Raw genomic sequence first — 12,662 nt, forward strand, 5'->3', positions numbered from 1 at the left:
GCGGGCCGGGGCCGATCCGTCACCACTCGAAGAAGGAATCGAGGCCGGGCATCAGGCACACCATCGTGCCGGCCGCTCCGACAAGCCCCGCGAGCATCACCAGTCCGGCCATGGGAAGACACCTTGTGCGCGATCTTTCGGCGCACCAACCCGCGAGAGGCCGCCGGGTTTCCTCGCGCTGCCCTACCAGCGCAAGAATCGGTCGGCCCCTGGCAGAGCGGCCACAGTGATGGCGATGGCGCCCAGGGCACCGACCGCCATGATGATGAGGGCGAGAGCCACGGCAGCCTCTCCGCGTCGCACCCTGCTTCGTCGCAGCGTGCTTCACAGAAACAACAGGCGCAGGACTTGCCCCGTGCCGTGCGGCAGATTGGCGTGCGCCCGGCCCTCCTCCCACGACAGGGGCCGCGGAGGACGACGCCCCGCCGGGCTGCGGGACCGGACAACACCGTTCACAACGGTTAGCCGACGCGAAAAGGGGCTTGCGAGATCCCCGCGAACGGTCCTAGCCTGACCTCCTCGACGCCCGGCGCGTCGCCTTGCGAAAGGAGGTCAGCCATGATGCATCACGGCCCCAGCCGCTCCCCCTCGCGTACTGCCGCCCCGGATCAGGACACGCCGCCCGACTACGACCGGCAGGGATGAGGCAGCTCGTTTCGTCGGCTGGTCGAGCCCCGGTCCTCTCCTTGACCGTGCGGCTCCCGCGGCACTGACCTGCGTGGACCCTGCAAAGGCCTGCCGGCTTACCCCCGGCGGGCCTTTTCCTTGTCCGGCACACGCCCGCGGAAGCGGGATCACACCTCGCGCAAGCCGGGCTTGCCGGCCGTGTCGAACAGGAATTCGATCCCCGACTCCTCGAGAGCCCGGCGCACGGCGAGAAGCGTGTCCGCCCGCGGGCGCACGGGCGACTCGCCATCCTCCAGCCGGACGATCGTCGAGACCGAGACGTTCGCGCGCCGAGCCAGTTCCTCCTTCGAGAGGCAGGCCATGCCCCGGGCCGCCCTTATCTGCGCGGGGGTGAGGAGCTGTCCTGAGGCCTCGTCCGGGGAAGCCGAGACCACCGGGGAGGGGGAGGACGCCCCCGAGCTCAGCCGGCCGCGGCCCGGGACGTCGAGGCAGACGCCGACCCATTCCCGCACCGACCCATCCTTGTCGAGCACCGGCGCGCCGCGGGCGTTGAACCAGCGATAGACCCCGTCCGCGCAGCGGATGCGGTAATCCGCGTTGTAGGGGGTCGTCTCCGCGACCGCCGCCGCCCAGGCCGCCTGCGTCCGGGCCCGATCGTCGGGATGGATCGCGTTCAACCAGCCGTGCCCCTCCGTCTCCGCGCGGGTCTGGCCCGTCAGGGCCATCCATTGCAGCATCTCGCTGGGAGCGCCGTTGGGCTTGATGACCCAGAACGCCGCCATCTTGGCCGTAATCAGGGCGTTCATGCGGTCATGATGCTGCCGAATGGCCTTCAGGGTGTCGTGGCGCAGGGTCACGTCGAAGACCACGCCCATGCCGTGGCTCGGCTGGCCGTCCGGCCCCAGGATCACCTCGGCCCGATGCAGCAGCCAGCGCTGCGTCCGGTCCGGTCGGATGACACGAAATTCCCGGGCGATGGGCTGCCCCGAGCGGAGCACCTCGATCTGGTCGCCATGGGCCGCCTGATCCTCGGGATGGATCATGTCGAGCCACATATCGAAGGTGACCACGACGGTGGGGTCGAGGCCCAGGATACGAGAGAGGCCGACCGACGCCTCGAACCGCTCACCGCTCAGATCGGCCGACCAGAAGCCGACCTCGCCGGTATCCTCGATGAGCTTCAGGAAATGGCGGGAGGAGAGGCCGCGCAGCGATGCACCCTGCTCCCTCGGCGCCGCCCGCAGCAATGATCGTGTCGGCATGGGAACCCGCCTCGATGACAGAGACTCCGAGGGGACGGGGTCCATGCCTCGAAATGATCGAGGGCTCGGAAAAGTCTGCCAGCACGGCAAGAAGTGGCCTCAGGGCGCCCTCCAGTGATTCGCACCTTGCCCCGGCCTTTCCCGACCCAGGCCATGAATAACATGGACAGTCCTCGTCTCGAAACCTATTTTATTTTGCATCGATCGATGTCGCGAGCAATGAAAGACAATGACCGGCCTCGCGCAGGCGTCCGCCCGCTCAATTGCAAGCGAATTTGTCAACAAGTTTACAATCAGGAACTGAAAAAATCATAGCCCCGCGCGTTTTTTTTGCATCGGGCAGCCGCGCAATTCGCAAGCATGACACGCCAATTCCTCAAAAGCATTAGCTCGCCATCCGCGAAATTTTATGAGAAGGTAGCAAGCTGAATCATGACCTCACTCGGTCGCCGGGGCGTTCGGCGGTCAGCATCCCACCATTCGAGGATGCGCAATGCTGGCTAACCGCCATGGTTGCGCACGATCTGCTTGCCGAAATGACCGGAATCTCGGTATCCAGACTGCCGCCACGGGCACGTTGGTAAAAATGGTATAAAATCTACCAAGAAAATTGAGCGTGCACGCCGCCGCGTCGCGGGCGGCTTCAATTCTTGGCAGCCTCGTCCCGGCTATCCTCTTGGCCACTGGTGCAAAATACATCCAGAAGGGGATTGCCGATGTTGTTGAGCAACCATGCTGCCACGTCCAAGCTGAAGGCCATCGACGCGTCGCAGGCACTGATCGAGTTCGACCTCGACGGGAAGGTCGTCACCGCCAACGCCAATTTCCTGGCGGCCCTGGGCTACCGCCTGGAGGAGATCCAGGGACAGCACCACAGCCTGTTCGTCGATCCGGCCGAGCGGGAGAGCGACGGCTATCGCCAGTTCTGGGCGGCCCTGCGCCGGGGCGAGTTCCAGCAGGCGGAGTACAGGCGCATCGCCAAGGGCGGCCGCGAGGTCTGGATCCAGGGCTCCTACAACCCGCTGATCGGCCGCAACGGCAAGCCCTACGGCGTGTTCAAATGCGCCACCGACGTCACCACCCAGAAGCTGCGCAACGCCGATTTCGAGGGCAAGATCCAGGCGCTAGACCGCTCGCAGGGCATCATCGAGTTCAATCTCGACGGCACGGTCATCACCGCCAATGCCAATTTCCTCGCCGTGGTCGACTATGCCCTCGCCGAGGTCCAGGGCAAGCACCACAGTCTGTTCGTCGATCCGGCCGAGCGGGAGGGCGAGGCCTATCGGCGGTTCTGGGCGGCGCTTCGCCAGGGCACGTTCCAGCAGGCGGAGTACAAGCGCATCGCCAAGGGCGGCCGGCCGGTCTGGATCCAGGCCACCTACAATCCGGTGATGGATGCGGCAGGCCGGCTCGTGAAGGTCGTCAAGTTCGCCACCGACGTCACGGCGGCCGTGGTCGACCGGATGCGGCGGGCCGAGCTTCAGCGCGGGATCGACCGCGACCTCGACGGCATCGCCAACGCCGTGTCGCAGGCTTCGCAGCAGGCGGTGAGCGCCGCGAGCGCCTCGCAGCAAGCCTCGGGCAACACCCAGAGCGTCGCCTCCGGCGCGGAGGAACTCGCCGCCTCCGTCGGCGAGATCAGCCAGCAGGTCTCCCGTGCGCTGCAGGTCACCGGCCAGGCCGTGGCGCAGGCGAATGCCACCTCCACCGTCGTGGCCGGCCTCGCGGCGGCCGCGCAGCGCATCGGCGAGGTGGTCGAGCTGATCGACAAGATCGCCGCCCAGACCAACCTCCTCGCCCTCAACGCCACCATCGAGGCAGCCCGGGCCGGGGAGGCGGGGAAGGGCTTCGCCGTGGTCGCCGCCGAGGTGAAGAGCCTCGCCGCCCAGACCGCCAAGGCGACCGAGAGCATCAGCACCCAGATCAACGAGACCCAGGGCGCGGCCAACGAGGCCGCTGCCGCCATCTCCGGGATCGGCCAGACGATCGCGCAGGTCAACGAGATCTCCTCGGCGATCTCCGCCTCCATCGAGCAGCAATCGGCCGTCGCCCACGAGATGTCGGCCAACATGCAGGCGATGACGACCGCGGTGACCGAGATCAGCCAGAGCGTCGGCGCGATCGCCGCGGCGACCCAGGAGGTCGACCGCTCGACCCAGCAGGTCCGCGAAGCCTCCCGCAGCATGGCGGCCTGAGGGCCGTCCCGGGACCAGAGGGCGAGGGAGACTCCCCTCGTCCTCCGGTCCGCGCTCAATCCGCCTGAATAGAGCCGGGGCGCGAAAGCCCTCCCAAAGCCCCTGGTCAAGAGCCGTGTTTTGCGCCAGTCTCGCTATATCTGATTAGATACAGCCAGACCGATGGGGACGCGCGTGGCCTACGGCTCTCATCTCGATGGACCCGCCCTGCGCGCCCTGCAGGCGAGGGGCGTCCGGCCGGCCTTCGCGCCCGTCTCCGCATCCCCAGAGGGCGTCGCCCCAGCGGAGATCGGCGCGCCCCCGGAGCATCGGCGCGAGCGGATCTGGGAGCTGTCCGAGACGCTGCATTGCTCGATCGTCGGCACCTGTCTCTCGACGGCGGACGCCCGCTCGCTGCTCGCCAAGCTCGGCGTCGCGGAGGCGCGCAGCATGAGCGAGCATCGGCTGCACGGGGAGGTCGTGCATCTGGCCCGGCGCCGGGACGGGGGCGGCCGGCTGCTCCAGAAGATGCTCGACCGGCGCCACGAACGGGAGATCCGGCGCTTCGACAGGGCAGAGAGCGCCGAGGCCGTGCGCGCGCTCTGGCGCGCATCGCTGGAGCGCGGCGAGATCCCGGGGGCCTATTGGGCGGCGATCACGCATCCCGCCACCGACTGGCCCCTCGTCCAGGACATCTTCGGCGAGGTGCACATGCTCTCGCACCTCGTCGGCCAGTCGAACCGCGCCGACATCCGGCGGCTGCGCCAGCTCGAGGGCGACCTCGCCGAGCGCGAGGAGCGGATCGCGGCGCAGGAGACCCGGATCCGCGCGCTGACGGGGGAGCGCGACGACCTCGAAGCCCGCCGGCGCGAAAGCCTCGCCACCCGGGCCGTCGCCCAGGCCTCCCCCGCGAAGCCGGACGCGGCGATGCGCGCGGCGCTGGACGCCCTCGAAGCGCGGCTCGCTCGGGAATGCGCCCACACGGAGGCCCTGGAGGAGAAGCTCGCCGTTCTGATGCGGGCCTCGGCGCAGCTGAGCGGCGCGCTCGAGACCGAGTTCGCGCGGCGCGGCGCCCTCGAAGCGGAGCTCGCCGCCCTGGAGGGCCTGCTCGGCGGGGATGAGGCGACGGCGCAGGCGCCGGAACCGGGGGAAGCCCCGCTCGCCGGGCGCCGGCTGCTCTATGTCGGCGGACGGCCGCGACAGGTCGCGCGCCTGCGCCGGTTCGTCGAGGCCCGCGACGGTACGCTGCTCAGCCATGACGGGGGCATCGAGGACAGCATGAGCCTGCTGCCGGGCCTGGTGAGCCAGAGCGACCTCGTGCTCTTTCCGGTCGAGTGCGTCAGCCACGAGGCGACCGGGCTGGTCAAGCGCTGCTGCGAGGCCGGCGGCACGCCCTTCCGGCCCGTGCGCAGCGCCAGCCTCGCGAGCTTCCTCCACGCGGTCACAGCGGAGCCGCTGCCCGGCCGTGCCTGAGACCGCCGCTTCCCCGAGAGGGCCCGGTTGCCGTAGGGAGGATCTGGTTTCGCTTCACGATCCGGCGCACGGCATGAGCCTGCCGATCCTCAGACGGCCGATCCTGGCTCTCCAGGGAGCCCCGAACGACGCCATGCAGGCGCTTCTCCTGGCGAGCGCCCGGCGCTGGCAGGGGGCGGGCCTGCGCGTGGCCGGCGTCGTCGAGAGACCTGATCCGGAGGGGGCGCGGCACCGGCTCGAGGACCTCGCCACCGGCGCGCGCTACGACATCTATCAGGAGCTGGGGCCGGGCTCCGACGCCTGCAAGCTGTGCGGCTCCGGCATCGTCGCCGCCTGCGAAAGCGTGCAGCGCCAGATTCTCGCCGGCTGCGATCTCGTGGTGCTCAGCAAGTTCGGCAAGCTGGAGGCCGCCCGCAGCGGGCTCGTCGCCGCCTTCGCGGCGGCGATCGCGGCGGAGCGGCCGATCCTCACCGCCGTGGCGCCGACCTTCGCCGAGGCATGGCGGCTGTTCTCCGATCCCCTCTCCGCCGTCGCCGGCCCGAGCGAGGCGGCGATCGAGGCCTGGCGCGCCGCGCTGGAAGCGGCGGAACGAGACACACCCCCGGCGCCGTAACGCCGCCGGGCACCCCCTCCGCCATATCCTGACACGACGAAGCCGGCCCCTGGGGGAGGGGGCGGAGGCGTCAGCGCCCGCTCACCGCATGGGTGGTCTGGGCGGGGAGACCGGCCGGGGCGGTGTAGCTCTGGGCCTGGGCGGCGGTGCCGGCGACGAGGGAGAGGGCGAGGGCGGCGGCGAGGATACGGGACATGATCGGAGCTCCATCTTCGGGCTGCGGTGAGGGTCGCTGTGGCCGCCACCGGATGGAGGGAACATGGTCCCGCCCGCTCCTCCCAAACAGCCGAATACGTTCGATCGAACCGTTCGATAAATCAGGAAAGCCCGCCTTCACCGCTACGGTCGGAGCGGGGCGACCCGCAAGGATTTCGACGGACGGGCATCGACGAAATCTCGCGCGCTCCTATGCCTTCGCTCGCTTGAGACTTGTCTGCACCGCATATTCATCTTCTGGTTGCGCCAGCGCTTCAGAAGGGGAATCGCCCGGCGGAGGCCGCTTCGCGATCAGACTAAAACTGGAAACGATACGTTTCGATCGTTTCTGTTTTCGAGCGCTCTTACCCGGGGCACTCTCCTGACGTCGAAGGCGGCGCCGTCCCCGGCGGAAGGATCCGGCGGCCCGACCATCCTCAGGAGGTTCACCATGCCCACGCTCACGACGAAGGACGGCACCGAGATCTTCTACAAGGATTGGGGTCCCCGCACGGCGCAGGCGATCGTCTTTCATCACGGCTGGCCCCTGAGCGCCGACGATTGGGACAGCCAGATGCTGTTCTTCCTCGGCGAGGGCTACCGCGTGATCGCCCATGACCGTCGCGGCCACGGCCGCTCCAGCCAGACGGCCACCGGCAACGAGATGGACACCTATGCGGCCGACGTCGTCGCGCTTGCCGCCGCCCTCGACCTGCGGGACGCGATCCATGTCGGCCACTCGACCGGCGGCGGCGAGGTCGCCCGCTACGTTGCCCGCGCCGAGCCGAGCCGGGTCGCCAAGGCCGTGCTGATCGGCGCCGTGCCGCCGGTGATGGTGAAGTCCGACCGCAATCCCGGCGGCCTGCCGATCGAGGTCTTCGACGGTTTCCGGGCGGCGCTCGCCGGCAACCGGGCGCAGTTCTACCGCGACGTGCCCGCCGGCCCCTTCTACGGCTTCAACCGGGAGGGCGCGCAGGTCTCGGACGGGATCGTCGACAATTGGTGGCGCCAGGGCATGATGGGCGGGGCCAAGGCGCAGTACGACTGCATCAAGGCCTTCTCGGAGACGGATTTCACCGAGGACCTGAAGGCGATCGACGTGCCGGTCCTCGTCCTGCACGGCACCGACGACCAGATCGTGCCGATCGCCGATTCCGCCCTGCTCGCCCATCCCCTGCTGAAGCACGGCACCCTCAAGACCTACGAGGGCCTGCCCCACGGGATGTGTACCACCCATCCGGACGTCATCAACCGGGACCTCCTCGCCTTCATCCGGGGCTGAGGCCCGCCTTCTCCGCTTTCGACGACACGGGAGGACCACCCATGAGCTGGCACGGTGCGGAGGATCCGGTCCCGGGAGATCACTTCTCCTGCGACGCGATCCGGACCCTGATCATCCCGCGCTCGCGGGATCTCGGCTCGTTCGCCGTCAGGCGGGCGCTGCCCTCGACGGAATGCCGGATGGTCGGCCCCTTCGTCTTCTTCGACCAGATGGGACCGTCCGAGTTCCTGCTCGGCCAGGGCATGGACGTGCGGCCCCATCCGCATATCGGGCTCTCGACGGTCACCTACCTGTTCGCGGGCGAGATCATGCACCGGGACAGTCTCGGCACGGCGTTGCCGATCCGGCCGGGCGAGCTGAACTGGATGACCGCCGGGCGCGGCATCACCCATTCCGAGCGCACCGGCGCGGACCTGCGCAAGACCGGATCGAGCCTGTTCGGCATCCAGAGCTGGGTCGCCCTCTCGGCGAAGGACGAAGAGACGGCCCCGGCCTTCGCGCATTACGACGCGGACGCGCTGCCCGTGCTTTCCGGCGAGGGCAAGCGCGTGCGCTTGATCGCCGGCGAGGCCTTCGGCGCCCACTCACCGGTGCGCACATCGAGCCCGATGGTCTATGCCGACGTGGCCCTGGAGGCTGGCGCCGTGCTGCCCCTCGACCCGGATTACGACGAGCGGGCGATCTACACGGTCTCGGGGGCGATCGAGATCGCCGGCGACGGCTTCGGCCCGGGGCAGCTCCTCGTGTTCCGGCCGGGCGACCGCATCAGCGTGCGCGCGACCGAGGCTGCCCGCTTCATGGTGCTGGGCGGCGAACCGATGGACGGGCCGCGCCACCTCTGGTGGAACTTCGTCTCCTCGCGGCCGGAGCGGATCGCGCAGGCCAAGGAGGATTGGCGTCGGGCCCGCTTCGACACCGTGCCCGGCGAGAGCGAGTTCATCCCCCTCCCCGAGGACCCGCCGCCCGTCCGCTATCCGTGAAGCCCCGGACCCCATGAAACCCGCAGGAAAGGTCGCGTGAACGCCATGACTGTCGAAGGATCCGGGGTGACGGGGGAGCTCGTCCAGGTGGTGGCGCTGCTCGCCGCGGGCGTCGTGGCCGTGCCGCTGTTCAAGCGGGCGGGACTCGGCTCGGTGCTCGGCTATCTGGTGGCGGGCCTCGCCATCGGCCCCTTCGGCCTCGGCCTGTTCAGCGACGCCCATGCCATCCTGCACATCGCCGAGCTCGGCGTGGTGATGTTCCTGTTCATCATCGGGCTGGAGATGGAGCCCTCCCGGCTCTGGGCTATGCGGCGGGACATCTTCGGCCTGGGCCTCGCCCAGGTCGGGGCCTGCATCGCAGCGCTCACCCTCGTCGGCCTCGCCCTGGGCTTCTCGGCGCCAATCGCCTTCGTGGCCGGCACCGGCTTCGTCCTGACCTCGACGGCGATCGTGATGCAGCTCCTCGACGAACGGGGCGCGCTCTCGAAGCCGAAGGGCCAGCGCATCGTCGCGATCCTGCTGCTGGAGGACCTCGCCATCGTGCCGCTTCTGGCCGTCGTCGCCCTGATGGCGCCGGGCGGGGCCGAGACCGGCGGGCTCGCCCGGATCATCGCCATCGGGATCGCCCTCGGCTCGGTCCTCGCCCTCGTGGCCGCGGGACGCTGGCTGCTCAACCCGCTGTTCCGCCTGCTGGCGGCGGCCAAGGCGCGGGAGGTGATGACCGCGGCGGCCCTGCTCGTGGTACTGGGCGCGGCGCTCGCCATGCAGCTCGGCGGCCTCTCCATGGCGATGGGCGCCTTCCTGGCGGGGGTGCTGCTCTCGGAATCGAGCTTCCGACACCAGCTGGAAGCCGATATCGAGCCGTTCCGCGGCATCCTGCTCGGCCTGTTCTTCCTCGGCGTCGGGATGTCCCTCGACCTCACGGTGATCGCCGCGAGCTGGGCGCTGATCCTCACGGGCGTGGCCGCCTACATGGTCGCCAAGAGCCTCGTCATCTACGCCGTGGCCCGGGTGCTCCGGGCCTCGCATCCGGAGGCCCTGGAGCGGGCGGCCCTGATGGCCCAGGGCGGCGAATTCGCCTTCGTGCTCTACGCGGCGGCCACGGGCGCCGGCCTCATCGACGGGCCGACCAACGCCGTCCTGACCGCGACCGTGATCCTGTCCATGGCGGTGACGCCCCTGATGGTGATCGCCTTCGACCGCCTCGGCCCGAAGCCCGCCGTCACGACGGACGGTCTGGAGGTGCCAGAGAACCTCGCCGGCAGCGCCCTGATCGTCGGCTTCGGCCGGTTCGGGCAGATCGTCAGCCAGCCGCTGATCTCCCGCGGCTGCTCGGTCTCGATCATCGACACCAGCGCTGAGAACATCCGCCTCGCCGAAGGCTTCGGCTTCAAGGTCTATTACGGCGACGGCACCCGCCTCGACATCCTCCGGGCCGCCGGCGCCGGCACGGCCCGCGCCATCCTGGTCTGCCTCGACGATGCGGAGGCCGCGCGGCGCATCGCCGAACTGGCGAGGGCGGAATTCCCCCTGGTGCCGGTGCTCGCCCGCGCCCGGGACCGCGAACACGCCATTGCGCTGATCCACGCGGGCGTCGCCTACCAGATCCGGGAGACATTCGAATCGGCGCTCGCCTTCGGCGAACAGGCGCTGCTGACGATCGGCGACGAGCCGGATTCCGCGGCCGAGGCCATGGCCGAGGTACGCCGCCGGGATCTCGAGCGCCTCGCGCTGGAGACCGTCGGCGGCATCTATGCCGGCCGCGCGCTGATCCGCGGCAATGCGGCCCTCGCCCCGCACGTGGCCGGGTAGGGGCTTCGTGCGGGGAGCGGATGGCGGTCAGCCCGTGCCCCCGATGAACAGGCCGGCGATCGCCGCGCTGGTGAGATTCGAGAGGGTCCCGGCCAGGATGGCGCGCAAGCCGTAGCGGGCCACCTCGGCGCGCCGCTCCGGGACGAGGCTCGAAAAGCTCGCGAGCTGGATCGCGATGGATGCGAAATTCGCGAAGCCGCAGAGCGCGAAGCAGACGATCGCCGTGCTACGCGGGCCCAGCGCGCCCGATTGCAGCGTCGGCGACAGGTTCGCATAGGCCAGGAATTCGTTGAAGGCGATCTTCTGGCCGATCGCCCCGCCGACCAGGGGCGCCTGCTCCCAGGGCACGCCCAAGAGCCACGCCAGCGGGCTGAGCAGCAGGCCGAGGGCGCCCTCGATCGAGGCCTGCGGGTAGCCGAGATGGCTCCCGAGAGAGGCGAGGATGCCGTTGGCCAACGCGATCAGCCCGACGAAGGCAATCAGCATGGCACCGACCGAGACGGCCACGGCGAGCCCCTTCTGGGTGCCGTCAGCCGCCGCCTCGATCAGGTTCGCCGCCCGGCTCTCGCCGAAGGTGACCTTCGTGGTCAGGATCCGCGTCGGCTCCGCCGAGGGCATCAGGATCTTGGCGTAGAGGAGGCCGCCGGGGATCGCCATCACGGAGGCCGCGAGCAGGTAGGTCATCGGCACGCCGAGCGCCGCGTAGCCGGCGAGGATCGAGCCCGCGGTCGAGGCCGCCCCGCTCGTCATCACGGCGAAGAGCTCGGCCCCGGTGAGGAGCGGCAGGAACGGCCGCAGGGCCACGGCGATCTCGCTCTGCCCGATGGCGATGGTGATGACGGCGGAGAAGGACTCGATCGGCGAGGTGCCGACGAGCCGGCGCAGCACGGCGCCGAGCCCGCGCGCCAGGGCCTGCATCACGCCGAGATGGTAGAGCACACCGATCAGCGCGGAGACGTAGAGGATCTGCGGCAGCACCCGCAGGGCCAGGATGAAGCCGCTGCCGCCGAACAGCTCGAACATCTTCGGCTCGACGAGGCCGCCGAACAGGAAGGCGGTGCCCCGGTCGCCATAGGCGAGCACCGTCTGCACCGTGCCGGCCGCCGCGCTCAAGCCGTCCCGCCCCAGGGGCACGAACAGAACCAGGGCCCCGAGGCCGACCTGCAGCGCCAGGGCGGCGAGGATCACGCGCGGCCGGATACCCCGTCGGTTCGTCGAGAACAGCACGCCGATCGCGAGGAGGACGAGGATGCTGCAGGCGGCGTGGAGCAGGCGGTCGGTCATGGTCTCGCTTACAGGCCCGGAGCCAGGCGCGATGGAACTTCCGGGCCAGGGGGAGGCGGTCGCATGAATCGGAGGCGGGGTGCGGCGCCGGGACCACACCGGCCCGACAGGCCCCGCCCGGGCCGATCGGCTCAGGCGGGGCGCATCCTGTGGCAGAGGGGCCGGGACGGCCGTTCGGCCCGGAATCCCATCGAACTTTAACCGACCCGTGCTTTCCCTATCCCCGTTCTCGGGGGGAAAGCCTGCCGAATGTCGACGCGCGGGGAATCGGAAGAGGTCTATGGGGCCCTCGTTGCCGAACTGACGCTGACCCGCGTGCCGACCAGCATCATGGGCCTCACCCTGCTGGGCGTCGGCCTGTTCACCGCTCAGGTGCTCGACGATCCCATCCTGTTCGCGGCCGCCGTGATCGGCGCCCTGGCCTCGGTCAGCAAGCTGGTGCTGATGTTCCTGCACGGGCAGCGCAATGCCCAGGGACCGCTCCCGATGCCGGAGGCGCGGCAATGGGAGCTGCGGCATGCCCTGTCGACCGTCTGCGTCGCGGGTTCGGTCGGCACGATCGCCGCGCGAATCTTCACGCATCCCGACATGGCGATGCAGATGCTCGCGACCGCCCTGCTGTTCGGCTACTGCAGCGGCGTCGTCAGCCGCCTCTCGGTGCGCCCCGTCATCGCGACCGCAGCGGTCCTGCTGGCCGCCCTTCCCGCGATCGTGTCCGCGGCGCGGGTCGGCGACACGCCGCACGGCATCATCGCCACGATGTTCAGCGTCTTCCTGCTCGGCGGTCTCGACGGTGTCCGGTTCGCCTATCGCGTCGCGGTCCGGCAGATCACGCTCCGGCTGGATATGGGGACCCTGGCCCGCAGCGATCCCCTGACCGGCCTCGCCAACCGCCTCGGGCTCCGCGAAGCCTTCCGCAAGGCTCCCCGCGGGCGCGACACGAAGATCGCGCTCCACTTC

General features: G+C 69.7%; 10 protein-coding genes (1 of these 10 running past the window's edge). 7 read left to right on the top strand and 3 right to left on the bottom strand.

All coding sequences use genetic code 11. The annotated features are described in order from the left end of the window. Positions 1 to 794 precede the first annotated feature (794 nt). Entirely contained in the window at positions 795 to 1,889 is a 1,095-nt protein-coding gene (locus MMB17_RS18720) for a PAS domain-containing protein (protein ID WP_241099882.1), read from the bottom strand. A gap of 716 nt (positions 1,890 to 2,605) precedes the next feature. On the opposite strand from MMB17_RS18720, the gene MMB17_RS18725 reads away from it, so the two are divergent. The 3 genes from MMB17_RS18725 (at position 2,606) to MMB17_RS18735 (ending at position 6,149) form a co-directional block, all read left to right on the top strand. Beyond that, a complete protein-coding gene (locus MMB17_RS18725) occupies positions 2,606 to 4,084 on the top strand; it encodes a methyl-accepting chemotaxis protein (RefSeq protein WP_241099883.1) in 1,479 nt (492 codons plus the stop codon). A gap of 162 nt (positions 4,085 to 4,246) precedes the next feature. Then, positions 4,247 to 5,536 carry a DUF2325 domain-containing protein gene (locus MMB17_RS18730; protein WP_241099884.1) on the top strand — a complete coding sequence of 430 codons (1,290 nt, stop codon included), beginning with the start codon at positions 4,247 to 4,249 and terminating at the stop codon, positions 5,534 to 5,536. A gap of 73 nt (positions 5,537 to 5,609) precedes the next feature. Next, positions 5,610 to 6,149 (top strand): DUF2478 domain-containing protein, encoded by a 540-nt coding sequence (locus MMB17_RS18735; protein ID WP_241099885.1) that lies wholly within the window; start codon positions 5,610 to 5,612, stop codon positions 6,147 to 6,149. 70 nt (positions 6,150 to 6,219) lie between these two features. Here the strand turns inward: MMB17_RS18735 and MMB17_RS25285 are convergent, their stop codons facing one another. Then, positions 6,220 to 6,345: a hypothetical protein gene (locus tag MMB17_RS25285; protein ID WP_276518046.1), complete on the bottom strand. Its 126-nt coding sequence runs from the start codon at positions 6,343 to 6,345 to the stop codon at positions 6,220 to 6,222. Between the two features lie 450 nt (positions 6,346 to 6,795). Here MMB17_RS25285 and MMB17_RS18740 point away from each other — a divergent pair, with 450 nt between their 5' ends. From MMB17_RS18740 to MMB17_RS18750, 3 genes are read left to right on the top strand one after another with little or no spacing between them, the layout of a single operon-like run. After that, the gene (locus MMB17_RS18740) at positions 6,796 to 7,626 is read left to right on the top strand and encodes an alpha/beta fold hydrolase (protein WP_241099886.1); all 831 of its coding nucleotides are present in this window, start codon (positions 6,796 to 6,798) and stop codon (positions 7,624 to 7,626) included. Positions 7,627 to 7,667: 41 nt separating this feature from the next. Beyond that, positions 7,668 to 8,606, top strand: coding sequence for a pirin family protein (locus MMB17_RS18745; RefSeq protein WP_241099887.1), 939 nt, complete (start codon positions 7,668 to 7,670; stop codon positions 8,604 to 8,606). A gap of 45 nt (positions 8,607 to 8,651) precedes the next feature. Continuing rightward, positions 8,652 to 10,418, top strand: a complete 1,767-nt coding sequence (locus MMB17_RS18750) for a monovalent cation:proton antiporter-2 (CPA2) family protein (RefSeq protein ID WP_241102236.1) — start codon at positions 8,652 to 8,654, stop codon at positions 10,416 to 10,418. Between the two features lie 27 nt (positions 10,419 to 10,445). On the opposite strand, the gene MMB17_RS18755 is transcribed toward MMB17_RS18750, so the two are convergent. Continuing rightward, entirely contained in the window at positions 10,446 to 11,702 is a 1,257-nt protein-coding gene (locus MMB17_RS18755; RefSeq protein ID WP_241099888.1) for a NupC/NupG family nucleoside CNT transporter, read from the bottom strand. A gap of 249 nt (positions 11,703 to 11,951) precedes the next feature. On the opposite strand from MMB17_RS18755, the gene MMB17_RS18760 reads away from it, so the two are divergent. Beyond that, positions 11,952 to 12,662 carry the 5' portion of a GGDEF domain-containing protein gene (locus MMB17_RS18760; protein WP_241099889.1) on the top strand. The gene runs 414 nt beyond the window's last position, so the window shows 711 of its 1,125 coding nt (coding positions 1-711); it begins with the start codon at positions 11,952 to 11,954; its stop codon lies beyond the right edge, outside the window.

This window comes from Methylobacterium organophilum, assembly GCF_022533465.1.
Lineage (GTDB): Bacteria > Pseudomonadota > Alphaproteobacteria > Rhizobiales > Beijerinckiaceae > Methylobacterium > Methylobacterium organophilum.